Origin of the sequence: Providencia sp. PROV076 (assembly GCF_028483405.1) — a bacterium.
GTDB classification, from domain to species: domain Bacteria; phylum Pseudomonadota; class Gammaproteobacteria; order Enterobacterales; family Enterobacteriaceae; genus Providencia; species Providencia huaxiensis.
In genome coordinates, this window is sequence record NZ_JAMPRR010000021.1 from 121,478 (window position 1) to 148,030 (window position 26,553).

Below are 26,553 nucleotides of genomic sequence, written 5' to 3' on the forward strand. Positions count from 1 at the left end.
CTTCCTTAGAGTAGGGGTAATGCTTCTAACAACGACTCCCCATTGGCAGAAAAAGCAACAAAGCGAGCCTGACGCCCTTCGCCTTGATAGGTCAGATGGAGCTCAAGATCCGCTTCAGGTAAAAAACCTTTACCTTGTTGCGGCCATTCGACCAAACAGATCGAATTTCCAGAAAAATAGTCACGAATTCCCATAAATTCAAGTTCTTCAGGATCGGCTAGCCGATAGAGATCAAAGTGAAAAACTTGACGATCTGCTAATTCATAGGGTTCAACCAAGGTGTAAGTTGGACTTTTTACGTGACCTTGATGGCCCAGCGCTTGTAAGAAACCTCGGCTAAAGGTGGTTTTCCCTGCTCCGAGATCACCATATAAGTGAATAATTGTGCCTTGATGGCAAGCCTTAGCGATAGCATTACCTAACGCAACAGTTTGCGCTTCGTTGGCAAGTTGTATTGTACGTTCTTTCATATTGTTCTTTTATTATGTCATTAATAGGCAGTGTCGCCTGTTTATCCTTTAAATGCATAGTTTATATCGCTGTTCAAAATGCATAAAGAGATATCAACAAACATCAATATTGCCGTTTATCTTAACCTAAGATGGGGCTTTTTTCTTAATTAACATTACTTGAATGATGAGTTCAGAAATATCCTATAATTGCTCTCAATACTGAAGGCATTTTTCATCCGTTTTGATGAACAACGCTGGCCATGATAAAGTGCCTGCCGTTTTACCCTTTATCAATATAGGATCTGATGGCAAGATACCTCGATCTCGATCTTCTCGCTCAAAATATTAAACAATGGGGCGTTGACGCAGGTTTCCAGCAAGTCGGGATCTGCGATACTGACCTTTCCGCGGAAGAGCCGAAATTACAAGCGTGGCTAGATAAACAATTTCATGGCGAAATGGAATGGATGAGTCGCCATGGGATGATGCGAGCCAGACCACACGAACTGCACCCGGGCACGTTGCGTGTCATTAGCGTGCGCATGAATTACTTGCCAGCCAAAGCCGCATTTGCCAGCACACTAAATAACCCTGAATTAGGTTATATCAGCCGTTATGCGCTAGGACGAGACTATCACAAGCTGTTAAAAAAACGCCTAAAACAACTTTCAGATCGTATTTTAGACTATTGTCGTGAATTTAATGGGATGATACTGCCCGATGGTACCACCATCGATGATCTCAATTTTCGACCTTTTGTCGATTCCGCTCCAATCTTAGAGCGTCCTCTTGCGGTAAAAGCAGGTTTAGGATGGACAGGAAAACATTCATTGGTCTTAAATCGTGAAGCAGGATCTTGGTTTTTCCTTGGGGAATTATTGATTAATTTACCCGTTCCTGTCGATAAACCTATCGAAGAAGATTGTGGCCGCTGTGTTGCCTGTATGACAACTTGCCCAACAGGTGCAATTGTCGAACCTTACACTGTCGATGCAAGGCGCTGTATTTCTTATCTCACCATCGAGCTGGATAGCGCTATCCCTGAAGAATTTCGCCCGCTAATGGGAAATCGGATTTACGGTTGTGATGACTGCCAGCTCATTTGCCCGTGGAACCGTTTTTCCCAGCTCACTGATGAAGACGATTTCAGCCCAAGAAAGGAGTTGCATACACCAGAGCTGCTTGACTTGTTCTCATGGGACGAAAAAACCTTTTTGAAAGTTACCGAAGGCTCTGCGATCCGCCGCATTGGCTATATCAAGTGGTTGCGAAATATCAGTGTGGCGCTAGGCAACGCACCTTACCAAGATAGCATTGTTGTCGCATTACAAAACCGGCTTGGAATTAACGCTATGTTGGATGAACACTTCCAATGGTCTATACAACAACAGCTTAACCAACGCAATACAAACCAAGTTACAATTCAAACTTCGCAACAAAAACGCCTTGTACGAGTTATTAACAAAGGTTTACCGAGAGACGCCTAGAAAAAAGCCTGCCATATATCTGAAATCAAGAATTGTCAAATCAATGTGAATAAAATAAAAAATGCTTAGCTGACAATAGGTAAAGAATTTGCAAGCTGTGCTAGCCTCATTTTGACAAAATAACCCACAAACTAAAAAAAATCAACAAGTTACAATAATGCAACTTAAACGCTAGAATTAATTAGCACAACAGAAATTTGTTAATTACCCTGTGGATAACTCTGTGTAATAAGTTATTTCAAATCGCGATGAAAACTGGGCTGATTAAGCCAGCTGTGGATAACTTTCTAATAGCATATTAACAAGAAAGGTACTGATTTTATATTAACTCGCAATATAAAAGTGACCAAAATGCAAGGTTAAAATGAAAAACTAATCGAAGTAAATAAAAATCATATTTTTGTTTATTATTTAAACTTCGTGCTTTCATCTTAGAGATGGAAGTAAAACACCCTATTGCTAAGGGGTGGCTATTCTATGGTGCCCTGAAAATGAATGCAAGCACAAATCTGGATATGATCCAAAAAAGATCGCGAAGCCCGCACTGATCCTAGCATTCAAGGTAAAAAAAGATGAAAATAGTAAACAAGTACAATTTATATTCACTAAGTGAATTCACTTAATAAAATAAAATTAAAAGCTGCTATATGAGATTTAGTAAAAAAGGAAGATTAAGAGAAACTAAAAATATTGGAGCGGGAAACGAGACTCGAACTCGCGACCCCGACCTTGGCAAGGTCGTGCTCTACCAACTGAGCTATTCCCGCATTTGGTGGGTACTACTGCCTAGTCAGAATACTAAGGCATTTAACTAAAACACTAAGAATGTTTGGAGCGGGAAACGAGACTCGAACTCGCGACCCCGACCTTGGCAAGGTCGTGCTCTACCAACTGAGCTATTCCCGCATCACGAAAATAGTGCTTTAGTTAAAACATCAAGAAAATTTGGAGCGGGAAACGAGACTCGAACTCGCGACCCCGACCTTGGCAAGGTCGTGCTCTACCAACTGAGCTATTCCCGCATCACATTTCTGGATGTTTCACGTGCCGACTCAATCACAAAAACTTCATCGGTACGGGGAGCGCATTATACGAAAAATTCAGATACTAGCAAGCCCTTGCGCTCAAAATTTTTATTTTTTTATCCGTTTGCCGACAAAACAATCACAATGGTGATTTTATCGACAGCCATTGTAATAAGCTGATTTCAATACGTTAACATTGTTAACTTATTGAGAAAAAACCGCGAATGAAAGTCGCCAATGGCGACTTTCATAACGAATCATTTATTCTTTAATAAATGTTTCTCGGTAATAAGCTAATTCAGCCACTGATTCACGAATGTCATCAAGAGCTTGGTGGGTATTTTTCTTCGAAAAACCCGCTAAAATTTCAGGTTTCCAGCGACGAGCGAGCTCTTTTAGTGTGCTAACATCAAGATAGCGATAATGAAAATAGTTTTCTAATTCAGGCATATAGTTGAACAAAAAACGCCTATCTTGCCCAACACTATTCCCACAAATGGGTGATGCCCCCTGTGGAACCCATTGCTCTAAAAATTCAATAGTGGCTAACTCAGCTTCACGCTCACTTACGGTACTTTTGCGTACACGCTCAACTAAGCCGCTGTTGGTATGAGTGTTTACATTCCACTCATCCATTAAAGCGAGTTGTTCATCCGTTTGATGTACTGCAATTACAGGGCCTTCTGCTAAAATATTAAGATGACTATCTGTTACAATGGTCGCTATTTCAATAATACGATCACGAACAGGATCGAGCCCCGTCATTTCTAAATCGATCCAAATTAAATTATTCTCATTCTTTTGCATGATATACCCTAACCGCATTCTATGAAGTTAAGGTATGATAGCACTCTTCATGCCATCAGTGACAGGCGTGAGTAACCCTAAAATACCGCCCATAGTAAAGAGAGGACAGGTGGCTAAACAGAAACTTTCGAAAGGCCAACAGCGCCGAGTTCAAGAAAATCATCAAAAAAGGCTCAAAAAACAAAAAACAGTTGAGATTGATGATAGCCAATTAGGTGAAGCACAAGAAGGCTTAGTCATCAGCCGTTTTGGGCAACATGCTGATATTCAAGCAAGTGACGGGACTATCCAGCGCTGTAACTTACGCAGAACCATTTCTTCCCTCGTTACAGGGGATAACGTGGTGTGGCGGCCTGCCCTGAACACACAAAGCGATATCAAAGTAAATGGCATTGTTGAAGCGGTTCATGAACGCCACTCTGTTCTGACTCGTCCCGATTATTATGATGGCTTGAAACCGATTGCCGCTAATATTGACCAAATTGTCGTGGTTTCCGCTATTTTACCTGAGCTTTCGCTGAATATTATTGACCGTTATTTGGTTGCCTGTGAAACCACGGGGATTAAGCCTGTTATCGTTCTTAATAAAGTCGACTTACTCGACGACGAAAACCGCGAGTGGGTAAGCGATTTGATGACGATTTATAGTGATATTGGTTATCAAGTTCTCGAAGTTTCAAGCCATACCAATGAAGGCATGGAAGCACTTACTAACGCGCTAGCAGGTAAAGTGTCAGTGTTTGTTGGGCAGTCTGGTGTGGGTAAATCCAGTTTATTAAACGCATTGCTTCCACACAATGAAGAAGCCATTTTAGTCAATGACGTTTCAGACAACTCAGGGCTGGGGCAACACACAACAACAACAGCCCGCTTATACCATTTCCCATTGGGTGGCGATGTGATTGACTCCCCTGGTGTGCGTGAGTTTGGTTTGTGGCATTTAACCACGGAACAAGTGACCAAAGGATTTGTCGAATTTAAAGATTACCTTGGTGGCTGTAAATTCCGTGACTGTAAACATTTGGATGACCCAGGTTGCCTGTTACGTGAAGCCGTAGAAGCAAATAAAATTGCTGAATCACGTTTTGAAAACTACCATCGCATTTTAGAAAGCATGGAACAAATCAAACCTCGCGGCAATTTTACGGCAAAAGAGAAATAATGTTAGTGAGTACTTACAAAATAACTCACGAACGTTAAACCAGCTCTAAATAATTTAATCACGGTTAGTCAGTTACGCGACCGTTTGAAATATGACGAGTAAACTGTGTACAATAGCCGCCCTTTTGCTAACATACCTTTAAAAATCAGAGGTTAACGTGCTAGATAAAATCAAAATTCGCTTGCAATATATGCTTCCAAAACAATGTCTTACTGAATTTGCAGGCTGGTTCGCAAGTCGCAATGCGGGTTTCATGACGCAATGGGCAATTAAACTGTTCGCAAAAGTCTATAAAGTGAACATGAACGAAGCACAAAAAAGCGAGCTTACGGCTTATGCCACTTTTAATGATTTCTTTATCCGCCTGCTAAAAGAAGGCGCTCGCCCGATTGTCGAAAAAGAGCACCAACTTGCTCAACCTGCTGACGGTGCCGTGAGCCAATTAGGCCCGATTAATGATGATCTTATCTTCCAAGCTAAAGGCCATAATTACACCGTTGAAGCATTACTTGCTGGCCAATACCAATTAGCAGAACGTTTTCGTGGTGGTGACTTTATTACCACTTATCTCTCACCTAGTGACTATCACCGTGTACACATGCCATGTGATGGCTTACTCAAAGAGATGATTTATGTGCCAGGTGATTTATTCTCTGTAAATCCATTAACGGCACAAAATGTTCCCAACCTGTTTGCACGAAATGAACGTTTGATTTGTGTCTTTGACACCCCTGTTGGCCTAATGGTACAAATCCTTGTAGGTGCAACCATCGTTGGTAGTATCGAGACGGTTTGGAGCGGTTGCGTTAACGCCACGCGTGAAGGTGTCATCAAGCGTTGGGTTTACCCTGAGCTAGATTCTGAAGGTGCTGTTTTCTTGAAAAAAGGTGAGGAAATGGGGCTGTTTAAACTGGGCTCAACGGTGATTAATTTATTTGAACCGAATAAAGTAACCTTTAATTCATCACTGATCCCTGGTTATGCAACTCGGATGGGTGAATTACTCGCTGAAACTGTTACAAGTACAGTGGCAGAAGAGTCCGTTGACGCTTAATTAAATTATTATCCCTTGAAGGAGCTCCTCACTGTGCGTGTGATTATCAGTTTTTTTCTTAGCCTGTTAATCGTTTTCTCTTCCGTTGCAGCGCCGACTGCAGCGCAGGACGAAGCACAGATTAAGCAGGAGCTCAAACAACTCGAGTCAAGCACCAATCCTAAAGATGCAGAGATAGCGCAAGCATTGCAAGGTGCGCTAAATTGGATGAGTGAGACACGCGATTCCGATGCAAAAGCCAAGTCTTATCAAGAAGCTATTGATAACTTCCCTAGAATTATCAAAGAAATAAGACAAAAAATACTCAATGAAAGTGATGAGCCCGCCCCTATACCGGTTGGTATCAGCTTAGGTGAACTTGAACAACGCATTATTCAGCTTAGCAGCCAATTACTTGATCAAAGCCGCTTAACTCAACAAGAGCAAGATAAAGGCCGCGAAATCAGTGAATCACTCAGTATTCTGCCACAACAACTTTCTGAAGCCAGACGTTTACTCACTGATGCCTCCTCGCGTTTTCAGTCTCTGAGTACACCATCAACGCCATTAGCCGATGCCCAATATACGTTGGCTCAAGCCGAAGTAAGCGCTCGCAAATCAACAGTTAATGAACTAGAGATGGCGCAGCTTTCGGCGAATAACCGCCAAGAAATCTCACGCCTTACGTTGGAATTATACAAAAAACGCTATCAACGTATGGAACTTGAGTTGCAAAACCTGCGTGATTTCCAAAATACCCAACGCCAACAAAAAGCAATTTTAGCGTTAGAACATACAGAAATGTTGGCTGCGCAAGGTGAGCTGACCCCATTTTTAACTGAGCAGCTTGATATTAATCGCAAAATGTCTCAGGAATTAACCGCTCAAGCACAGCGTATGAGCGCAATTACCAATAGCCAAGCCGAAATATCAACGAGTATCCGTGATGCTCGCCAAGCACTCACAACTATTCGCGAGCAAGCTCAGTGGATAAGCAGCTCAAGTACATTAGGGGAAGCACTCCGAACACAGCTTTCTCGTTTACCGGATATTCCAAAAAGCCAGCAACTTGATCGTGAAATGGCTGATTTACGTGTTCAACGCTTAAATTATGAAGATAGCCTCGATAGACTAAGTAAAATAGATACAACCGAGCAAGAAACCGCTAATGAGCTCAATACGGCTCAAGTGCAAGTTTATCAGTCATTGATTAAAACTCGTCGTGAGCTGCTAACCTCTTTAATTTCGGGTCTCGATGCCGAAATGTTAGAGCTGACGAAACTCAATGTCGCTACAGGGCAATTGACCGATGCATTGAAAGAGGTCAAAGACGCTTCAAACCGTTATCTTTTCTGGGTTGCAGATGTTCCACCAATCAGCATCAGCTACCCGGTCATGTTAGTAACTGATATTACTCAATTACTCTCACTGGATACTTTATCTCAACTGGCTGGCGCACTGCGTATTATGGTAACGACCCAAGATACCTTTTTGTATCTTCTCGGTTCAATAGCCTTAGTCATTTTCAGTATCAGTACTCGCAAGCACTACCAAGCATTTCTTGACCGTTCCAGTTTACGTATTGGTAAGGTGACACAAGACCGGTTTTACTTAACCATTCGTACTATTTTCTGGTCAATTATTGTCGCACTTCCTCTCCCTATGATGTGGTCTGCCATCGGTTATGGCTTACAAAGTGCCTGGCAGTTCCCGATGGCCGCTGCCATTGGCTATGGCGTTAGCGCCACGACACCGTTGCTGTGGCTATTTATGATCAGCGAAACGTTCTCTCGCCCTACAGGGTTGTTTATTTCTCACTTCGGTTGGGATAGAGACTCTGTTAAACGTGCGATGCGCTATTACCGAATGGCTATTTTTGTCATCGTCCCATTAGTCATGGCAATTATTACTTTTGAACATTATAGCGACAGAGAATTTGCAGCCAGTATTGGCCGTTTCTGTTTTATCTTTTTATGTGTCGCACTTAGCTTAATTACCAATAACTTACGTCGCTCACAGATCCCTCTCTATTTAGATAGACATGGGTCCGGTGAAAATATTGTTAATAAAGCATTGTGGTGGATGATATTACTCGCACCTATTGTTGCTGGGTTTTTCTCCATTTTAGGTTATTTTTCAACCTCACAAGCCTTACTAGCGCGCTTAGAAACCTCTGTCGCCATTTGGTTTGTCATTCTTATCGTTTATCATACGATTCGCCGTTGGATGTCGATGCAGCGCCGTAAATTAGCCTTTGAGCGGGCAAAACAGCGTCGTGCTGAGATATTAGCGCAACGTGCTAAAGGTGAGGACGATAACCAGCAAGCAAACGCTAGTAGTGAAGGGAATATTGATATCGAAGAGCAGGTTATCGACTTAGATGCCATCAGTACCCAATCCGTTGGGTTAGTTCGTTCTATTTTAACTATGATTGCCTTGGTTTCATTGATTTGGCTGTGGTCCGAGCTACATACCGCATTCTCTTTCCTTGAAAATATTCGCTTATGGGATGTAACATCAACGGTTAATGGCGTTGATACCGTACAAGCTATCACCATGGGCTCTATTTTCATTGCCATTTTGACTATTATCGTTACCGCCCAATTAGTTCGTAACTTACCCGCTTTACTTGAGCTGGCCGTACTCCAACATTTGGATTTAACACCCGGTACCGGCTACGCCATCAGTACATTAACAAAATATACGATTACTATTATCGGAACCATTGTTGGCTTCTCTATGTTAGGGATTGAGTGGTCAAAACTACAATGGCTTGTTGCGGCAATGGGGGTCGGGCTTGGTTTCGGTTTACAAGAAATTTTCGCCAATATTATCTCAGGGTTGATGATCTTATTTGAAAAACCGATCCGAATTGGAGATACCGTAACTATCCGTAACTTAACGGGGAGTATTACCAAGATCAACACCCGTGCCACGACGCTGACAGACTGGGACAGAAAAGAAATTATTGTGCCAAATAAGGCGTTTATTACTGAACAGTTTATTAACTGGTCACTTTCTGACACGATCACTCGTATTGTAATGACCATTCCTGCCCCTTCTGACGCCAATAGTGAACTGGTAACAGATACCATTTTACGGGCAGCTAAACGCTCTACCATGATCTTAGATAACCCTGCACCAGAGGTTTATCTAGTTGATTTACAACAAGGTATTCAAATTTTCGAATTACGGGTCTATGCTGCTGAGATGGGCCACCGGTTACCTGCGCGCCATGAAATTCACCAAAACATCTTAGTTTCCTTTGCTGAACAAGGGATTACCTTGCCATTCCCACCATTCCAAGCAAGGGTGGATGTCCGTGATAATTCGCTACAAAGTGCGACAAACAATCTTTCAGGACGTAATCCAAGTCGTAAATCAGGGGAACTGTAAGCCGTATTATGCCATTAAAATCAGATGATAAAGATGAGTTAGTGATGTTAAAGATCACCCAACTTGAACGTGTTGGGTCGATTTTATTCTTTTTAATTCCATTAATTATCTTATTAATTGTTGGGAAAGCTTTTGCATTTAATACACTGTACCTCTGGCAAGTATATTGTGCAGTTTATATCGTTGGGTTTCGTGTACTTTGTGGCAAGCTATCATCGCAACAGCAACAGCTAGCTATTCGTCGAGGCTGGGGAAACAACCGTTTTTATCGGCTTTCTTGGTGCTATCTTGTACTGTCTGTTGTCATACTAGTGGGATACAAAATCGTATCCCACACATCCGCTTAATCATTAGCTGGCTTTAAAACCGTACGATTTAATATAATCTTCTGCTAACTTTTGTGCTTGCTGTAATTCTTCAGGGCTTAACTGAGCCGCTATCTTATTTTGTAGACGATGACTTTCTGCGTTGCCACTGAACACTGCAGTTGCAAGCCATGCGTAGGCTTGCTGCAAGTTTTTCTTCACGCCGCGTCCTTCAGAGTACATGACGCCTAAGCGGTCTTGAGACTTCGCATCTTTTTGTTTTGCAGCTTTTCTAAACCAAAACACCGCCTTTTCATCATCTAAATCAACGCCACTGCCAATCGAGTACATTTGGCCTATTTGGAATTGAGCAAGTATATTTCCGCCTTGCGCTGCTTTTCTAAACCAAAATGCCGCTTTTTCTAAATTTTGAGTGACACCTAGGCCTTGCGCATACATCATCGCCATATTGGTTTCAGCTCGGGTATCACCTTGTTCTGCAGCTTGCTCATACCATAGCATCGCTTTGTCATAATCACGACGTACACCAAAACCATTTACAAACATAGTGCCAAGACGGAATTGCGCATCTGAATTCCCTTGGTTTCCTGCCTTGATAAACCACTCAGCCGCTGCTTTAGAGTCTTGAGAAACACCTAACCCTTTAAAATAACGTTCACCTAGCTGGAATTGGGCTTTAGGATCACCTTTTTGTGCTAACTGCGTAATTTGTTCAATCGAGGGTTCTTGTGCTGCTGTTGCCGGTGCTGGCACAGGGGTAGGTTTAGCGGTTAAAACGGAACTATAACAAATCGAGCCCAACAACAATACTAACGCAATTCTTTTCATCCTAAGGAACCCTCAACAGTGCAATATGCAAACTGTGAAAACAGTGCTATCCATTAATATCGACCTAAACACTCATCCCCCTAGTTTAAATTTACTTTTTGTCAGAAAAAATAGGAAAAATGGCCTAAATTTCACAAAAAGCACGTTTCGCTGCATTTTCGCTATGGGAACTTACGTTTTTCATCTAATTGAGATAATAAAAAACCAGATAAACATATTGCCTATCTGGTTTCTCTATTTCAAATAACAAAATAAATTATGCGTTATTAAGGTATTTATTTCTCAGATAACGAGCAACAGCATCATCACTATTCGAACCAATGACTTCCATGTGCGGTAACGCATCTTTTAGCAATTGATGAGCATTTTGCATGATGCAGCCTTTTCCAGCCATCGTCAGCATTTCTTTGTCATTCATGCCATCGCCAAAAGCAATACTATCACTCGGGGTATAGCCATGTAGTGCCGCAACTTGCTTCAGAGCCTCACCTTTAGAAACAGCACCAGCCATAACTTCTAAGCAGCTACGCAGTGAAAACGTGACATTCACTTTATCTTGCCAACGTGCTTGAATGCGCTGCTGTAAATCCACCAGCAAGTCATGGTCTTCACTAGTATAGTAAACCTTGCAGACCTCAGAAGTGACAAAATCATGGCGATCAAATAACTGATAGTTAAATACCGATTCTTTAAAAAATTCTTTTTGTTCAGGGCTTTCACGGTTGATAAACCAATCATCACCATGGTAGTAGTTAGTGATAAGTTCAGTGTTATCAAATTCCATCAAACACAACTCGTGAGCAATTTGAGGATCAACATTGTGCTCAAAAATTAAATCACCGCGAGTATTATGGATCCGTGCGCCGTTAGATGTGATCATATACGCGTCGATGCCTAAACCATCACGGATTTGAGCAACATCCACATGGTGACGACCTGTTGCAAACACAAAATGCACATCTTGCGAAGTCACTAGCTGTTTCAAGGTGTCTTTTGTATAAGACGTTAAGTCATGATTGGGAGATAACAGTGTCCCATCTAAATCGGAAGCAACTACAGGATATTTCATATTCAAACCCTAACTAATACTGCTCAAAAAAATCACAGATAGCATTGAGCGCCATCGCTCTTAATGCATCCACTTCAAATAGGATTTCATGGTGTGCCCCTTCAATAATGAGAGGTAATTTTTCTTCTCGTCCTATTTGCGCTTTTTGCCTGCTTTGACAAAAAGCTTGTAGCTCTTTATTGCTGACCACTTTTTCTTCACTGGCTTCCAACACCATCAGTGGTACATCAATTTCTCCCGCTTTCGCAATTAGCTCATCGCCAATCACAAAACTTTCACGTAACCAGTGGTAAGTTGGCCCACCTAAGCGCAATTCGGGATAATCGGCATAATAGCGTAAGTAACGCCGATAACGCTCCGGGCTGTGTGTTAATACGTTGATTAAATAAGGTAACGGCTGCCATTTCCCCGTAGAAGCCGCATAGTCATTACGGACACTTTCGCGAGATTCGGCTCTATCAACAATAAAGCTCGCCATCCAACGAGGCATCGGTAGATTAATTCCAATCATCGGTGCACATAAGGTTGCTGCATCAAATGTGACGTTATCTCGTAATAAATACCCTGCTAAGATAGCGCTCCCCATTGAGTGAGCTAACGCGTAACATTTTGGATAATGCCGATATTTAACTTCAAGCTCAATGAACTTTTCAAAATCATCAATGTAATCAGTGAACTTTTCAACATGGCCTTTTTGAGGATCCGCTAACATTCTCCCTGATCGGCCTTGGCCTCGATGATCAATAATAAAAACATCATAGCCTAAATGATAAAAATCATAAGCCACTTCCGGGTACTTTACATAGCTTTCACTGCGCCCTGGTGAAATGACAATTGCTTTGTGATGCTTGGGATGAATAAAACGGACATAGTGAATGGGAATATCATCAACACCTATAAATTGAGATTCTTCACGTTGTTGCCAGAAATCTAAAAGTGGGCCATTTGTAAAAGCAGAAAATTGAGTTTCTCGATTCAGCCAACTCTCTTTTAGGTATTCAGGCGTCATCCAACAGCTTCCTTATTTATTCATTCATAACCTTCAAGATGGTCTTGGATAAGTGCCATAAATGCCACCCCAAAACGTTCGAGTTTGCGTTCGCCAACACCATTAATTAACAATAATTCAGCTGATGAAGTCGGAGTATGCTCAGCCATTTCAATCAATGTTGCATCATTAAACACCACAAATGGCGGAATATTTTCTTCATCTGCAATGGATTTACGCAGTTTACGCAGTTTCGCAAAGAGCTTTTTATCATAATTGCCATGATAAATTTTGTTTTGTTGATTACGACTTTTTACCACTAAAACACGCGGAACGGCGAGTTTCAGTGTCGCTTCACCCCGTAATATAGGCCTTGCAGCCTCAGTTAATTGAAGCGCTGAAAAATGCGTAATATTCTGGGTGATCATTCCCAAATGGATCAGTTGACGGATCACGCTGACCCAGTGTTCATTCGTTTGCTCTTTGCCAATACCGTAAACAGGCAATTTATCATGACCTAATTCGCGGATACGCTGATTATTCGCACCACGCAATACCTCTACAATATAGCCGATACCAAAGCGCTGACCAACACGATAAATGCAAGACAGCGCTTTTTGCGCATCCACTAACCCATCGTACTGTTTTGGTGGATCTAAGCAAATATCACAGTTACCACAAGGTTGCTGACGATTTTCACCAAAATAATTAAGTAGCACCAAACGACGGCAGGTTTGCGCTTCTGCAAAAGCCGCGATAGCATTCAGCTTATGTCGTTCAATATCTTGCTGCATACCCGCTGGCTTTTCTTCAAGACAACGACGTAACCATGCCATATCGGCTGGGTCATAAAATAAAATGGCTTCGGCTTCAACACCGTCGCGCCCTGCTCGCCCTGTTTCTTGATAATACGCTTCGATATTACGCGGAATATCGAAATGAGCGACAAAGCGAACGTTTGATTTGTTAATTCCCATTCCAAAAGCGACTGTCGCCACAACAACTTGTAAGTTATCTTTTAGAAATGCGTCTTGTACCCATTCACGTTGTGCAGCGTCTAACCCTGCATGGTAAGCTGCGACACTTAAGCCGCGTTTTTGCAAGCGCTCTGTCGTTTCTTCAACCTTATTGCGACTATTACAATAAACAATACCCGCTTTACCTTTTTGGCCTTTAATAAAAAACCAAAGTTGGTCTAACGGCTTATATTTTTCGACTAAGGTATAACGAATATTTGGCCTATCAAAGCTACTCACATGGACGAGTGGCTCATGTAGCTCTAATAAACGAATAATATCTGCACGAGTGGTTTCATCCGCAGTCGCGGTTAGCGCCATCACGGGTACATTGGGCAATGATTGCCGTAATTGGCCTAGTGCGCGATATTCAGGGCGAAAATCATGTCCCCATTGGGAAATACAGTGGGCTTCATCCACCGCTAGCAAGGTGATATTCCATCCTGCTAATTGGCTTAGAAAATAGTCAGTTAACAACCTTTCAGGGGCAACATACAGTAGTTTTATTTCCCCTTGGCTGCACATTTCCATGATTTGGCGCTGCTCTTGTGACGTTTGCGATGAATTTAAACACGCAGCATTAACCCCATGTAACCGCAATTGGTCAACTTGGTCTTTCATTAATGATATTAATGGCGAAACGACCAGTGTGACGCCCTCTTTAACTAAAGCAGGAACTTGATAGCAAAGGGATTTCCCGCCCCCAGTTGGCATTAACACTAAGCAATCACGGTTATCCAGGATAGCCCCAATGACGGCATCTTGCCCAGGGCGAAATGACTGATAACCAAATGTACTATTGAGCACATTTTCAGCCAATGAAAGTTGGTTAATGACGCAAGCAGTGGACACAAACTTCCTCAATCGATAAAACAAGTCGCTGCCCAATTGAGCAGCGAATTTGTTGATTTATGACTTGGTATACAACTCAGAACTAAATAGAGAACTGAGTTTTTCTTCCATTACAACATATCGTTTAGCATAACACCGATACCAAAACGTGTTTGGCGATAATTGTAGTCTATCATCGACTCGCCATATCCGCTAAACAACTGGGTATAAAAACGCACATGTTTACTAATTGGATAGCTCCACCCCAACTCGGCGCCACCATAACCCGTATTCCAGTTATAACGCCCAGTTGTAGTAAATACGCTGTCTCCCAATGCATACCCTACTTTTAAGCGATAGTAGCCCATATATTTGGTAATATCGGAATTATCATCTCGCCCTTCACTTTCATGAATGCGGTACCAAGGTTTAAGGTCAACTTGCCAGTTACCATTTTGCGCCATCGCTCTCGCATATACTCGGTTCCAGCTGCGAGAGGTTGGTTCTGAACGCCCATTTGACTCGTGGTTAAAGCCCGTTTCAAACTCACGTAACGTCCAACCCGCAAATTGGTAATCGGTTAGCCAGCCAACAAACACTTGAGGCTCATAGTTGGTTTCTCTAAATGGTGAAGACTCTTTTTTATTACTTAACTGCCACCAAGAACGTTGAGTATAAGAAACGGCTAAAATAGAGTCATCACCAGCAATACCCGCCCATAAAGGAAAAGCTAAACTTAATTGAAATTTAACTTCATCCTTTAACGCATCATCACCCCAATTGTAGCTAGAAATCGCATTTTTATTCATCGATGAAGTATAGGTATAAATGATGTAATTCGATTCATACGGGTACAATACAAATGGGTTATCGTGGTGCTGTAGTAACCCTGAAATGATGCTACCACGAATTGGTAGGGTATTTTTTACATCGTCAACAGGCTGAATATCTGTATTTTCGGCTGCAAACAGTGAAGCAGACCAAAAGCTGAGCACTGCACTTAACAAAATCGGTAAAGCGCGCATTAGTCATTCCTATTTTCAACATCGTCCAAAAAAAAGTTTGTCCTATTTTACACACAAAACTGAATAACTGTTGAAAGATTATTCATTCGTTTGTTAGAGACATCATTTACACATAATGTTAACTTATTATTTACATATTTTTAAAGGATGAAAACGATGAATGACCGTACTTATACTTTAGAAGAAGCCAGTGAGTTAATGAGCCATGCTTTTATTTATAAAATGCCATTTAACCAGCTACTTGGTATTAAATTAATGAGTCTAAATGATGATTTTGTTCAGCTTAGCATTGAGAATCGTCAGCAATTAATTGGTAATTTCACTCAAAACATCCTACATGGCGGTGTGATCGCTTCGATTTTAGATGTTGCAGGGGGCATGGTGTGCATTAACCGTATTTTGCAGCGAATTAACCCATTAACCCATACTGAGATTGTCGACAAAATGTCCCGTATGGGGACAATTGACCTACGAGTTGATTATTTACGCCCCGGTCGAGGCCAACTTTTTACCGCCAGTGCCAGCTTATTAAGAGACGGTAATAAAATAGCCGTTACCCGCTGTGAGCTTCATAATGAAAATAATCAACATATTGCGACAGCAACGGCAACTTATCTAGTTGGGTAGAAATAGAATATAAATAATTAGTCACCTGCTAAACTAATAACTTGTAAAAAAACCTGAGCAATGTCACATTAGTGGTATCAAAAATCGAGCCGCTTAAGTCGGCTCGGTCTCTCTGTATAAGTTTCTTTTAGTCTTTAATTCAATTTCAGAGCCAACAATGAGCCAGCAAAATACTACCAAAGGCGTGTTATGTGCCTTAGGCGCCTATTTTATTTGGGGTGTCGCACCTATTTATTTTAAAAGCATCCAAGAAGTGCCCGCAGAAGAAATTCTGACTCATCGTATTATTTGGTCATTTTTCTTTATGATTTTATTATTAACCGTTTCAAGGCATTGGAGCTATGTCCGCCAAGTACTGAAGCAACCAAAGAAAATATTAGTTCTTGGTGTGACTGCAACGACGATTGCTTGTAACTGGTTAATTTATATTTGGTCAGTTAATAATGGTTATATGCTACAAGCTAGCTTAGGCTACTTTATTAACCCACTAGTTAACGTACTGTTTGGAATGTTATTTTTACAAGAACGTTTTCGTCGTATGCAGTGGATTGCTGTTGGTCTTGCATTAACGGGTGTCTTGATCCAGCTATGGCAATTTGGCTCAGTACCTGTGATAGGGCTAAGTTTGGCTGTTACATTTGCCACCTACGGCTTATTACGCAAAAAATTAGGTGTCGATGCACAAACAGGAATGACATTCGAAACACTTTGGCTTCTTCCTGTCGGTATAATCTTCTTATTATTTTTTGCAGATAGTCCAACTAGCGATATGGCAATGAATGATTGGCATTTGAATGCCCTGCTAATTGCCGCAGGGGTAATTACTACGGTGCCACTGTTACTCTTTACAGAAGCCGCTAACCATTTAAGACTTTCAACTCTAGGCTTTTTCCAATATATGGGGCCAAGTATTATGTTCTTACTTGCCGTCTTTGTGTACGGTGAAGTCATGACATCTGAATTGTTAGTCACTTTTGGGTTTATCTGGGTTGCATTAATTTTATTTACATTAGATGCTTTATATACTCAGCAAAAACTGAGAAGAAAATAACGGATAATGGTTTTCAGAAATTCAGATAGCCGATAAATAGCGCTAATATTAAATACCGACTCTCGTTTTATATTTTAAACGAAGTCGGTGTTTCATTATATGGAACTTAAATAGTTAAATTAATTAATGCAAACAGGCTATTTAATTAAATACCCAATTCCTCATCTACCTTGTACTAAATTAAGCTTAAATTAAATCTCTTTGTTCTTATCTATATATGTCATTGAAGAAAAATAAATTTAGCCAAAATAATCAACAAGTTAAACAACAAAATTTCATCTTGATTTTCTATACATAATGGCTATCATTTAACTTATCTTAAATCCACTTCAATTAATAAACATATCCATCAAACAACCCTTTGAAATAAAAGTAGTTGTTTATTTTTTTCAATTAATGATTGCTTAATAGGAACTTGGTAATTATATTGTACGCCGCTTGTATTCACCCCAGCGGATGGTGATGGTCCGATTCATCACTGACGTTTCATTAAAGTGCGCACGATGACATTTCATTTGAAAAATGTCCTGGTGCGAGGTTTTCTGAAATTGAATGCAGACGGTTCTAAAATTTAATTTTATACAATCATGTAGCGTTAAGACTCTAAATAATTCGAAAACACAACTAGGCGGCAAGCAAGAGAGTCGCTAGGAGCATACAAAAGTATGTGACTAGTGCGAACGAGTGAAGCCAACAACATTGTAATTCGAAGTATGACGAGTTCGACTCTAAATAGTTCGAAAACACAACTAGGCGGCAAGCAAGAGAGTCGCTAGGAGCATACAAAAGTATGTGACTAGTGCGAACGAGTGAAGCCAACAACGTTGTGATTCGAAGTATGACGAGTACGGCTGCATTTTAGGTTCACTCGGCCTGAACATTCAGACAGAGTTGACGTTGTTAAGGGCTTTTGGGAAGGGCTTAAAAATGCAACAGAATACCGTTCAAATGAAACGCGTACTGACCGTGCCTGCGTTAGTTTTTTTCGGGCTGGCTTATATGGTGCCACTCGGAATTTTCACCACCTATGGACAAGTGACTGTATTAAGTGAAGGCCATCTGCCTATCGCTTATTTAATTACATTAGCTGCTGTCTTTTTCACTGCCATGAGTTATTGCCGTATGACAAGCGCACTTCCGCTTTCAGGATCTGCTTATTCATATGTGCAAAAAACCTTTGGCGGCACACTCGGGTTTTTAGTGGGTTGGGCACAACTGCTAGATTACCTCTTTCTACCTATTATTAACTACATTGCGATTGGGATCTTTGTTCACGAAGCGTTCCCCGATATCCCAATGTATGTGATTATTTGCAGCACAATTACAATTGTTAGCATTATGAATATTTTGGGAATTAAATTAGTTTCCTCAATGAATATGCTAATCATTTTAATGCAATTTATCTTTATTGCCGTGTTCCTATACTTGAGTTTCAAAACTTCATTTGTATTGGATACTGATGCTTTATTAGCACCGATTACGGTCATGTCAGAACAAGTATCTGGGTTATTTGCAGGTGCTGCGGTACTCTGTTTAGCCTTCCTTGGATTTGATGCGATCTCCACCATGGCAGAAGAAACCAAAGATGCGCGTAGTGCGTTACCCAAAGCTATCTTATACACCGTGTTTATCGCAGGTACCCTGTTTGTCGTCATCTCCTATGGTGCGCATCTGGTTTACCCAATGTGGCAGGATTTTATTCCTAATACCGATATTGCTAGCCTTGCGGTAATGAAACAAGTGGGTGGTGCGATGATGGCATCTAGCTTTATCACCGCTTATGTTATTGGTGTATTTGCCTCAGCAATGACCTCACAAGCCAGTATTGTGCGTATTTTCTATGCGATGGGCCGTGAAGGCGTGTTACCACGTTCGCTGTTTGCCTATTTGCATCCAAAACTCAACACACCGATTTACTCGATTATTTTTGTTGCGCTAGCGTCATTACTCTCATTGGTGCTTTCACTCAGCATGGTCGCCTCAATGATCAGTTTCGGTGCCTTAATTGCGTTTACTTTTGTGAATTTATCGGTCATTAAACATTTTTATATTGACCGTAAAGCACCGCTGGATAATACAAAAATTATCACTTGCCTGATTATGCCTTCTATTGGTGTTATCCTAACATTATGGTTATGGACAAGCCTTGATAGCGAAGCCTTTAAAGTGGGTTTATGGTGGCTAGCCGCAGGTGCAATTTACTTAGCACTTCTGACCCATGGTTTTACTCGTCGTCCACCTGCAATCTCTGACGATGAAACTGAAATGATTATTAACTAAGCATTTCAAGTCTTATAAATGATTACGGGGGAGCACTTGCCTTCCCCGTTGTTTTTTTAGCGCTGGTGCCACCAAAGCACCACTGATACAGACGGTTTACAATGAATAATCAATTAGCTGACGTTATTTATTTTAACGGTTATATATATACCGCAGATGATAAAAATCGCGTTGTCGATGCGGTTGCTGTTCGTGATGGTTACATTCTTGCCGCAGGCACCTCTGATGAACTTCATCAATATGTTGGCCCTGAAACAGAGAGTATCGATCTCGAAGGCAAAATGATGATGCCTGGCATCATTGATGGCCATATGCACCCTTTTTGGGGCGGTATTCAACTCTTCGGTTGTCATTTAAATTATGAATCGTTAACTATCGACCAAATTTTAGCGCGTGTACAAGATCACCTCGATAAAGACCCTCGTACAGGGGAAAATGATTGGCTCAAAGTCACAGCATGGCTACGCCAAGGTATGATCCCTGCGGGTGTTGATATGTACCGTGAAGATATGGACAAGCTCAATACAAAACGCCCTGTCGTATTATTTTCAAATGACTGCCATACATTACTCGCAAATAGCCGTGCACTCGAATTATTTGGTATCACCAAAGATACGCCTGAGCCACCCGATGGTAAGATTGGTAAATACGAGAATGGCGAGTTGAACGGTATCCTTGAAGACGCGCCAGCTATGCGTGCTGCCGATAGCATTCCTTCAATTCGTGACGACCAAGCTATTGAAGTTGCTGAATTAGTACAGAAAGTACTTAATCAGCAAGGTGTGACTATGGTGATGGATGCCCGCGTTTCAGAACAACAGCTTGAAGCCTTTTCTCAATTACAGCAACGTGGCGACTTGACGATCCGCTTCCAAGCAGCTCGTGAAATTACCCCAGATGAAACACCTGATGTTGCCTCAGTAGCAGCAGCTGTGGATAAAGCCGTTGCATTTGCCAAAAAATGGCACCAAGCCGATTGGATACCAACCCCAGGTATTGGCTTAAATAATATTAAAATGTTTGTTGATGGTGTCATGCAATTTCCAACGATGACAGCGTCGTTATTGCAGCCATACCGCATCAATCAGGGCACGGATGACGCGCCAAATTGGGTAGAAACCGATAACTACGGTGATTTGTATTTCACGGCTGAGATTCTTGATGAATTAATGGAAAAAATTGCCGCAGCGGGCTATGACCCTCACTTGCATACTGTAGGTGAAGGCGCCGTTTCCATCGTTTTAGATGCGATAGAAAAAATGCGAGCTGCACACCCAGAAAAAGATATTCGCCCAGGACTCGCTCACAATGAATTAGTCCATGCCGATGACTATGCACGTTTTGCGCGTTTGAAAACCATCGCTTGCTTATCTTTCCAGTGGGCCGCTCCAACGCCAGAACTCGCCGCTTTTGAGAAAAAAATGCTCGGTGATGAACGTTTTGAGCAACTTGAACCCATCGCTAAATTTGTTGACGCGGGCGCGGTTGTTGCATTTGGTAGTGACTGGCCAATCGATGATTTCGACGAGTGGTATGACTTAAAAGTGGCAGCAACACGCCGTGGCCGTGATATTAATGGCCAAAAAGCACCGAGGCTGGATAATGACCGAGACTTAACGGTAATTGAAGTTTTGCGCTCTGCTACGATAGACTCCGCTTATGCACAGCACCGTGAAGATGTACTTGGCTCATTAGAAGCTGGAAAATTTGCAGATATGATCGTGCTGGATCGTAATGTATTTGAGATCCCAGCTGATGATATTGAGAATGTAAAAGTATTACGCACAATTATTGGCGGAAAAACTGTACATATTGCTTAATAATTTAATTATTCAAATAATTAATTAAATAAACACCCCAAAGATTAAATAATATCTTGGGGTGTTTTTAATTGGGCACTTAATTCCAAACCTTAATACTCACAATTAAATCGGGAAATTACGAGGGAATAAATTCCCTCGTAAAGCAACATTACTCTTCGTAAGAAAACGTTGTTTGAACAACTGTATTTCCATGACTAATGACAATTAGACAAAGTCTGTCTCGCATTAGTACTGAAATACTAAACACGGTAATACACGCTGAAACAAACGCAATCACTGCGAACTTGCTCATTTCCCTTGACCTCTTAATGGTTAAGAGGCACAATCCTAACTGTCGGGTTAGGTTTGGGCCTCGTTGGTTAATAATAGCTAACGGGGCTTTTTCATTTCTGATCCAAACGTTTTTTCCAACTTAATATGCTTAAACCAGAAAGGCTCAAGCACCCGCAAAAATAATAACAAACTTTTATATTTCACTCACGATTAATTCCATTAAAATAAATAAAAATATAAATCTAATCATCTAATTATTTATTTATTTATTTGAACATTATTAAATAAAATATCATTAATAGATTTAAATTATTTGTTTCTATATTGTTTTTATATATTAACTTCAGAAAAAGACTAAAAATCCGCAATTTTAAAAATTGCGCTTGCAAAAGAAAAAAGTTACCGTTAGTATCCGCAACGTTTTCTATTCATCTACTAACTGCAAGGAGGTTTACCATGACAACAACTAATCAAACTCTTTGCGGGCACACTCAGAAATAGCCACTCTCGTTAGTTAATCTATTTTCTTAATTTTGCCTGCTAATTCACCTTATTTTTCAATTAAAAATGAGTTAATAGCTTATGGGCAATACCTTACATACTGTGGATCAGCAAGTTAGCTATATCGCCACAGGGTCTACATGGATTGAAAGTAAAGCAATCCAACAATTACAAACAACTGCAAGCTTACCTGATATGGTATCTGTTGTCGGCATGCCTGATCTTCATCCAGGTCGAGGATACCCGATTGGCGCGGCATTTTTCTCTACCAAGCGCTTTTATCCCGCGTTAGTTGGCAATGACATCGGCTGCGGAATGGCGCTGTTCCAAACTGATCTTAAAAAATCGAAAGTTAACCTCGATAAGCTCGAAAAACAACTTTCTGAGATGCCAGATCATGCGCCTTTATCATGGCTTGAAGAGCATGTTCCAAATAACATGCAATCACATGATTTTATGTCATCATTAAGTTCTATTGGCGGTGGAAATCATTTTGCTGAATTTCAAGCTGTTGACGAAATATTAAATACAGAATTATTCAGTATGAGCGGTTTGGATAAACAACAATTACTGTTATTAGTTCACAGTGGCTCTCGTGGTTTGGGCCAATCAATCCTTCGCCAGCATGTAGAAAAGCATAGTCATAATGGGCTTATAGACAATACTCAAGATGCAAAAGATTATCTGGAAGCACATCAGAATGCCTTGAATTTTGCCCAGCTAAATCGTCAGATGATCGGTTTACGTATGCTGCAACAAGTTAAATCAAAGGGTAAACGCATGCTCGACCTCAGTCATAACCTAGTTGAAGCCTGCAAAGTTAATGGTATTGATGGATGGATACACCGAAAAGGCGCCACACCATCAGATCGCGGGCTAGTCGTTATCCCTGGTTCTCGAGGTGATTACAGTTATCTGGTTTCCCCACAACCGAATGAAGTTTGTCTGAATTCTCTTGCTCACGGCGCTGGGCGTAAATGGATGAGAACTGAGTGTAAAGGGCGTTTATCGCATAAATATACACCAATTCAATTATCAAGAACGGCTCTAGGTAGCCGTGTTATCTGTGCAAACAAACAATTGATTTATGAAGAAGCTCCACAATCTTATAAATCTATTGATACTGTAATTGAAAGTATGGTGAATATTGGTGTCATTCAAGTGGTTGCACGCCTTAGACCCATCATCACATACAAAACCAGTGGAGACTGTTAATGATCTTATTACAATTCTCCTCAGCTCAAGGGCCGGAAGAGTGCTGTATTGCTGTCGAAAAGGCTCTTGCCTGCTTTTTGCAAGAGGCTAAAAAATATCATGTCACTTATGATGTCTTAGAGTCTTTTCCATCTAAAAAAGGGCTGAAGTCGGCCCTAGTTTGCTTAGAGGGTGCGGGTGCTGAACCTTTAGCAAGCAATTGGTGTGGTACGATCCAGTGGCAATGCCAAAGCCCTATTCGGCCACGGCATAAACGAAAAAACTGGTTCTTAAGTGTAACTCAATTTTCCCCAGTTCAACCTATCGAAGAAAGTGAAATTGAATTTGAGTTTACCAAAGCGCAAGGGGCGGGGGGGCAGCATGTTAATAAAACGTCCTCTGCGGTTAGAGCGAAGCATGTAGCCACGGGGATCACTGTCAAAGTGCAATCTGAGCGTAGCCAACACGCTAACAAGAAGCTTGCGAAACAGTTAATTCAATGGAAACTGAATGAACACCAGTCACAACAACTTAATGATCTGGATAAACAACGCCATCATTCCCATTATCAAATTGAGCGAGGAAATGCGGCAATCATTTTTTCAGGACATGAGTTTAAACGTTAAAATAGCTCATAAAGCTTGAAACGCTTAGCTTTGGGGGAATACTGACTAACATATGAACATATTCAGGCACGAGATAACCTTCGATTATTCAACACCTTTATACTGACAAAGGTCTCGTAAAATCACATCCACACTTGAACGGATATTATTAAAAATCACTTTCCGTCTGAATTTCGGCGAAAAGACGATATGATATTTACACAGCCACGTTGTATGTGCTGAACTTTGTACTTTAATGCCCATAAACACCTTTCCTCATTTAGGTTACGAATATTAGCTTGAACATCTATATCGTAACGAAAAGGTGTTTTTCTTGGTATAACCCTTTGACTTCCCCCGCAAAGCAGGTAGTTTTATGTTTAAGACGCTAACGCGGCTGAAACATAGAATCAATCACTAATAATCTGATGACATAGGACTTTATCATTATATTCAGAATTTTTATCTATTAAAAAACCAAACTCTTGAGATGAAAAATAATTTATATTCTGCGTTAGTAAATCTTCATTAGAAAAATTATTCTTTGTTTCTTTCGCCCAAAGTTTTTCTAGTTTCGTAGTTGTTTCTTTCATATACTCTTGTAAACTAATTCCTTTATTTGGTTTAAAACCAAACTTATCAGAATAGCTCGTTTCATTCATGATATTAGTTTTGTTAGTCATGTTTTCCCTTATTATTTACTCGTCATAAGTAATATTAGTAGAAATGATTTAATATAGTTGATTTATATAGCCATTAGATTATATGAAAATTAAATTAATGCTGGTCCTTTTTGCCTCCAATTCATATTAGGTACTAAATTGCGTGGCCCTAGTTCAAATACAGTACCCCCTTGAGATACACCCAAACTATCACTATGCGCGAAAGCTGAAGTCTGCTCTCCTAAAATACTCTCAGTATCACTTTGAGCACTACTGACATTGATATTATCGTCAATACTATCTATAGTCTCTGTATTTTTTATATATTCTAATCTTTCATTTACTAACCCTATATAGACTTCAGCCGAATAGGAATCAAAGTCTCTAATAGCCTCATCAAGCTTTTTTAGATTAGCGTGCACTATATAGCTATATTTATTGATATATTCATTATTTCCCCCTAGGAAATGAATTGCTTTTGTACCTAATCTAATTTTAGTTTCCATTGCTGGCCTATTATAACTTGGTTTTGGACTATCCTTTATGGATTTATAGTCTTTTAAGGACTCCTCTAATTCCTTTTTATTATTTCCTTCTAACATTCTCATGTGTATTGAATTGTTTTTAAGATTAGTTAACAAAACATTGTAATTATTTTCAAATGATTCAAATAACCTATTTTTATCCAATTTATAAACACTCAACATTTTTTTACTTTTTGCATATACATGAGATATATTATCCAACAGATTTCCTTTTAGGCTCTGTTCATTTGTTTTTATTATTTTATTTACGCTATTGCTGACTTTTTCTAGCTCACCAATATTTGACTCCACTCTAGAAACCATTAACTCTATATTGTTTAACCTTATTCCCAATTGTTTTTTAATATTTTCTATTTTACTTTTCATATATCTCCGTTACATTCACATTTAAAATGACAAATAAATAATAATTAATCTTAACGATAAATTCCAAATAATACTAACAACTTTAATTTAATAATAAAAGTATTTTTATTAAATTTAAAAACATGCCATTTCATTAATTTCCCACCTATTCTCGGAGGTGAGAAATTAATATTTATAACTGGAATTTTTTTCTATTAAAAACCAACCAGCAATGCTTTCTCGTTTTTGTTGAGTCGGTAACACTTCATGTGGAAATTCTTCAGACATGAAAAAAATCATTCGGCCAGCCCGTGGTTCTAATTCAAACAGTTGATTGTTTTCTTTATCGTAGACAACAAGTTCACCGCCATCTCCTATTTGCCATGTTTCATTCATATATAAAACAGTAGTCACCTTACGACGCCCTTGTCCTCTTGGGTTATCAAGATGCTTTTTATAAAATCCACCATTAGGATAACGGCAGAAATGTGTTTCAAAATCACGTAGTCCTAGATAAAGCTGGCAGTTTAACTCTTGCCTTATCTGCTCCATTTTATCGAGATAATGGGTGATAGGCGCCCCCATTTCAGGCTCTAACCAGATAGTTTGATCAGCGCGAATAGCTTTATTACCTTGTAATGAATCTCTATGCCCAATACGTGCATCTTGCAATGTGTTTGGTATGCATTGTTTTATCGTTTTAATATCTGACAAGGTCAGAAAATCGTTCCACACATACCAACCTTGTGAGGAAAGTGAATCAATGAGTTTATTGATAGACATGATGAATATAAGAATGGTTATTAGGTAAGATTTTATACTTTATTATCGGAAAAAATTAAAATAAAAAACGTGAATCTTGATGATTAAATGATTGAATCAATGTTTTTAACTGAAAAAGTCTTTGTTTTCATGTAGGAAATATATCAATTATAGCAACTACGGCCAAAATATTAGCAAGGTACCCATAAAGATAAGTACCTTATACCAGTATATTTCTTGAACAAAATTATAACATTAACTCTGTCATACTCACCCTCTAAGTACATAATCAAAAGAAAATGTTAGATTAGGTGCATTACGCTCAATATCCATGAACATATCTATACCACAGTTAGTTTCTTCAGGTTGTTTGAAAGCGGCAATGTGGTCACTTATTACCTGAAGTATTTTGCTAGTTTCTATTACCGGTAATTCTTTAT

At 40.2% G+C, this 26,553-nt stretch carries 22 protein-coding genes, 3 tRNA genes and 1 pseudogene; 11 read left to right on the forward strand and 15 right to left on the reverse strand.

The window, feature by feature from the left end:
* Positions 1-5: 5 nt before the first annotated feature.
* On the reverse strand, positions 6-470 hold the full coding sequence (tsaE, locus tag PSF67_RS14990; RefSeq protein WP_272677231.1) for a tRNA (adenosine(37)-N6)-threonylcarbamoyltransferase complex ATPase subunit type 1 TsaE: 465 nt from the start codon (positions 468-470) through the stop codon (positions 6-8).
* 287 nt (positions 471-757) lie between these two features.
* Here tsaE and queG point away from each other — a divergent pair, with 287 nt between their 5' ends.
* Positions 758-1,939, forward strand: a complete 1,182-nt coding sequence (gene queG, locus PSF67_RS14995) for a tRNA epoxyqueuosine(34) reductase QueG (RefSeq protein WP_166263970.1) — start codon at positions 758-760, stop codon at positions 1,937-1,939.
* Positions 1,940-2,630: 691 nt separating this feature from the next.
* Here the strand turns inward: queG and PSF67_RS15000 are convergent.
* The 4 genes from PSF67_RS15000 to orn all read right to left on the reverse strand — a co-directional run bounded on the left by PSF67_RS15000 (position 2,631) and on the right by orn (position 3,771).
* A tRNA-Gly gene (locus tag PSF67_RS15000) sits at positions 2,631-2,706 on the reverse strand.
* Positions 2,707-2,769: 63 nt separating this feature from the next.
* Positions 2,770-2,845, reverse strand: a tRNA-Gly gene (locus PSF67_RS15005).
* 40 nt (positions 2,846-2,885) lie between these two features.
* Positions 2,886-2,961: transfer RNA gene (locus PSF67_RS15010), tRNA-Gly, on the reverse strand.
* A gap of 264 nt (positions 2,962-3,225) precedes the next feature.
* Entirely contained in the window at positions 3,226-3,771 is a 546-nt protein-coding gene (orn, locus tag PSF67_RS15015) for an oligoribonuclease (RefSeq protein WP_102139907.1), read from the reverse strand.
* Positions 3,772-3,880: 109 nt separating this feature from the next.
* Between orn and rsgA the strand changes: the two genes are divergently transcribed.
* From rsgA to PSF67_RS15035, 4 genes are all read left to right on the forward strand, one after another.
* Entirely contained in the window at positions 3,881-4,933 is a 1,053-nt protein-coding gene (gene rsgA, locus PSF67_RS15020) for a small ribosomal subunit biogenesis GTPase RsgA (protein WP_195697875.1), read from the forward strand.
* A 157-nt stretch (positions 4,934-5,090) separates the two neighbouring features.
* On the forward strand, positions 5,091-5,987 hold the full coding sequence (gene asd, locus PSF67_RS15025) for an archaetidylserine decarboxylase (RefSeq protein WP_102139905.1): 897 nt from the start codon (positions 5,091-5,093) through the stop codon (positions 5,985-5,987).
* 33 nt (positions 5,988-6,020) lie between these two features.
* A complete protein-coding gene (gene mscM, locus PSF67_RS15030; RefSeq protein ID WP_102139904.1) occupies positions 6,021-9,362 on the forward strand; it encodes a miniconductance mechanosensitive channel MscM in 3,342 nt (1,113 codons plus the stop codon).
* 8 nt (positions 9,363-9,370) lie between these two features.
* Complete coding sequence (locus PSF67_RS15035) at positions 9,371-9,709, forward strand: hypothetical protein (protein ID WP_102139903.1); 339 nt, start codon at positions 9,371-9,373, stop codon at positions 9,707-9,709.
* 3 nt (positions 9,710-9,712) lie between these two features.
* On the opposite strand, the gene PSF67_RS15040 is transcribed toward PSF67_RS15035, so the two are convergent.
* The 5 genes from PSF67_RS15040 to pldA form a co-directional block, all read right to left on the reverse strand.
* Positions 9,713-10,516, reverse strand: coding sequence for an SEL1-like repeat protein (locus PSF67_RS15040; protein ID WP_102139902.1), 804 nt, complete (start codon positions 10,514-10,516; stop codon positions 9,713-9,715).
* Between the two features lie 256 nt (positions 10,517-10,772).
* Positions 10,773-11,585, reverse strand: a complete 813-nt coding sequence (yigL, locus tag PSF67_RS15045; protein ID WP_210843082.1) for a sugar/pyridoxal phosphate phosphatase YigL — start codon at positions 11,583-11,585, stop codon at positions 10,773-10,775.
* 13 nt (positions 11,586-11,598) lie between these two features.
* The gene (pldB, locus tag PSF67_RS15050) at positions 11,599-12,594 is read right to left on the reverse strand and encodes a lysophospholipase L2 (protein ID WP_272677232.1); all 996 of its coding nucleotides are present in this window, start codon (positions 12,592-12,594) and stop codon (positions 11,599-11,601) included.
* Between the two features lie 20 nt (positions 12,595-12,614).
* Positions 12,615-14,441 (reverse strand): ATP-dependent DNA helicase RecQ, encoded by a 1,827-nt coding sequence (gene recQ, locus PSF67_RS15055; RefSeq protein ID WP_272677233.1) that lies wholly within the window; start codon positions 14,439-14,441, stop codon positions 12,615-12,617.
* Positions 14,442-14,551: 110 nt separating this feature from the next.
* Complete coding sequence (gene pldA / locus PSF67_RS15060) at positions 14,552-15,445, reverse strand: phospholipase A (RefSeq protein ID WP_166263963.1); 894 nt, start codon at positions 15,443-15,445, stop codon at positions 14,552-14,554.
* 156 nt (positions 15,446-15,601) lie between these two features.
* Here pldA and PSF67_RS15065 point away from each other — a divergent pair, with 156 nt between their 5' ends.
* The 4 genes from PSF67_RS15065 to PSF67_RS15080 all read left to right on the forward strand — a co-directional run bounded on the left by PSF67_RS15065 (position 15,602) and on the right by PSF67_RS15080 (position 21,223).
* Positions 15,602-16,072, forward strand: coding sequence for a thioesterase family protein (locus PSF67_RS15065; protein WP_102139896.1), 471 nt, complete (start codon positions 15,602-15,604; stop codon positions 16,070-16,072).
* 157 nt (positions 16,073-16,229) lie between these two features.
* Entirely contained in the window at positions 16,230-17,123 is an 894-nt protein-coding gene (rarD, locus tag PSF67_RS15070; protein WP_102139895.1) for an EamA family transporter RarD, read from the forward strand.
* 927 nt (positions 17,124-18,050) lie between these two features.
* The gene (locus PSF67_RS15075; protein WP_102139894.1) at positions 18,051-19,403 is read left to right on the forward strand and encodes an APC family permease; all 1,353 of its coding nucleotides are present in this window, start codon (positions 18,051-18,053) and stop codon (positions 19,401-19,403) included.
* 101 nt (positions 19,404-19,504) lie between these two features.
* Positions 19,505-21,223 (forward strand): amidohydrolase, encoded by a 1,719-nt coding sequence (locus tag PSF67_RS15080; protein WP_272677236.1) that lies wholly within the window; start codon positions 19,505-19,507, stop codon positions 21,221-21,223.
* 151 nt (positions 21,224-21,374) lie between these two features.
* Here the strand turns inward: PSF67_RS15080 and PSF67_RS15085 are convergent, their stop codons facing one another.
* A complete protein-coding gene (locus PSF67_RS15085) occupies positions 21,375-21,518 on the reverse strand; it encodes a Hok/Gef family protein (RefSeq protein ID WP_112308132.1) in 144 nt (47 codons plus the stop codon).
* 563 nt (positions 21,519-22,081) lie between these two features.
* On the opposite strand from PSF67_RS15085, the gene PSF67_RS15090 reads away from it, so the two are divergent.
* Positions 22,082-23,215, forward strand: coding sequence for an RNA ligase RtcB family protein (locus PSF67_RS15090; RefSeq protein WP_272677237.1), 1,134 nt, complete (start codon positions 22,082-22,084; stop codon positions 23,213-23,215).
* Entirely contained in the window at positions 23,215-23,820 is a 606-nt protein-coding gene (gene prfH, locus PSF67_RS15095; RefSeq protein WP_272677238.1) for a peptide chain release factor H, read from the forward strand. The genes PSF67_RS15090 and prfH overlap by 1 nt, the downstream gene beginning before the upstream one ends.
* 1 nt (position 23,821) lies before the next feature.
* Here prfH and tnpA read toward each other — a convergent pair.
* The 4 genes and pseudogenes from tnpA to PSF67_RS15115 form a co-directional block, all read right to left on the reverse strand.
* Positions 23,822-24,063 (reverse strand): annotated as a pseudogene (tnpA, locus tag PSF67_RS15100) (IS200/IS605 family transposase); the annotation flags it as partial.
* 146 nt (positions 24,064-24,209) lie between these two features.
* Entirely contained in the window at positions 24,210-24,482 is a 273-nt protein-coding gene (locus PSF67_RS15105) for a hypothetical protein (RefSeq protein WP_272677239.1), read from the reverse strand.
* An 89-nt stretch (positions 24,483-24,571) separates the two neighbouring features.
* A complete protein-coding gene (locus PSF67_RS15110) occupies positions 24,572-25,372 on the reverse strand; it encodes a hypothetical protein (RefSeq protein ID WP_272677241.1) in 801 nt (266 codons plus the stop codon).
* Between the two features lie 165 nt (positions 25,373-25,537).
* A complete protein-coding gene (locus PSF67_RS15115) occupies positions 25,538-26,134 on the reverse strand; it encodes a 2OG-Fe(II) oxygenase (protein WP_272677242.1) in 597 nt (198 codons plus the stop codon).
* Positions 26,135-26,553 lie beyond the last annotated feature (419 nt).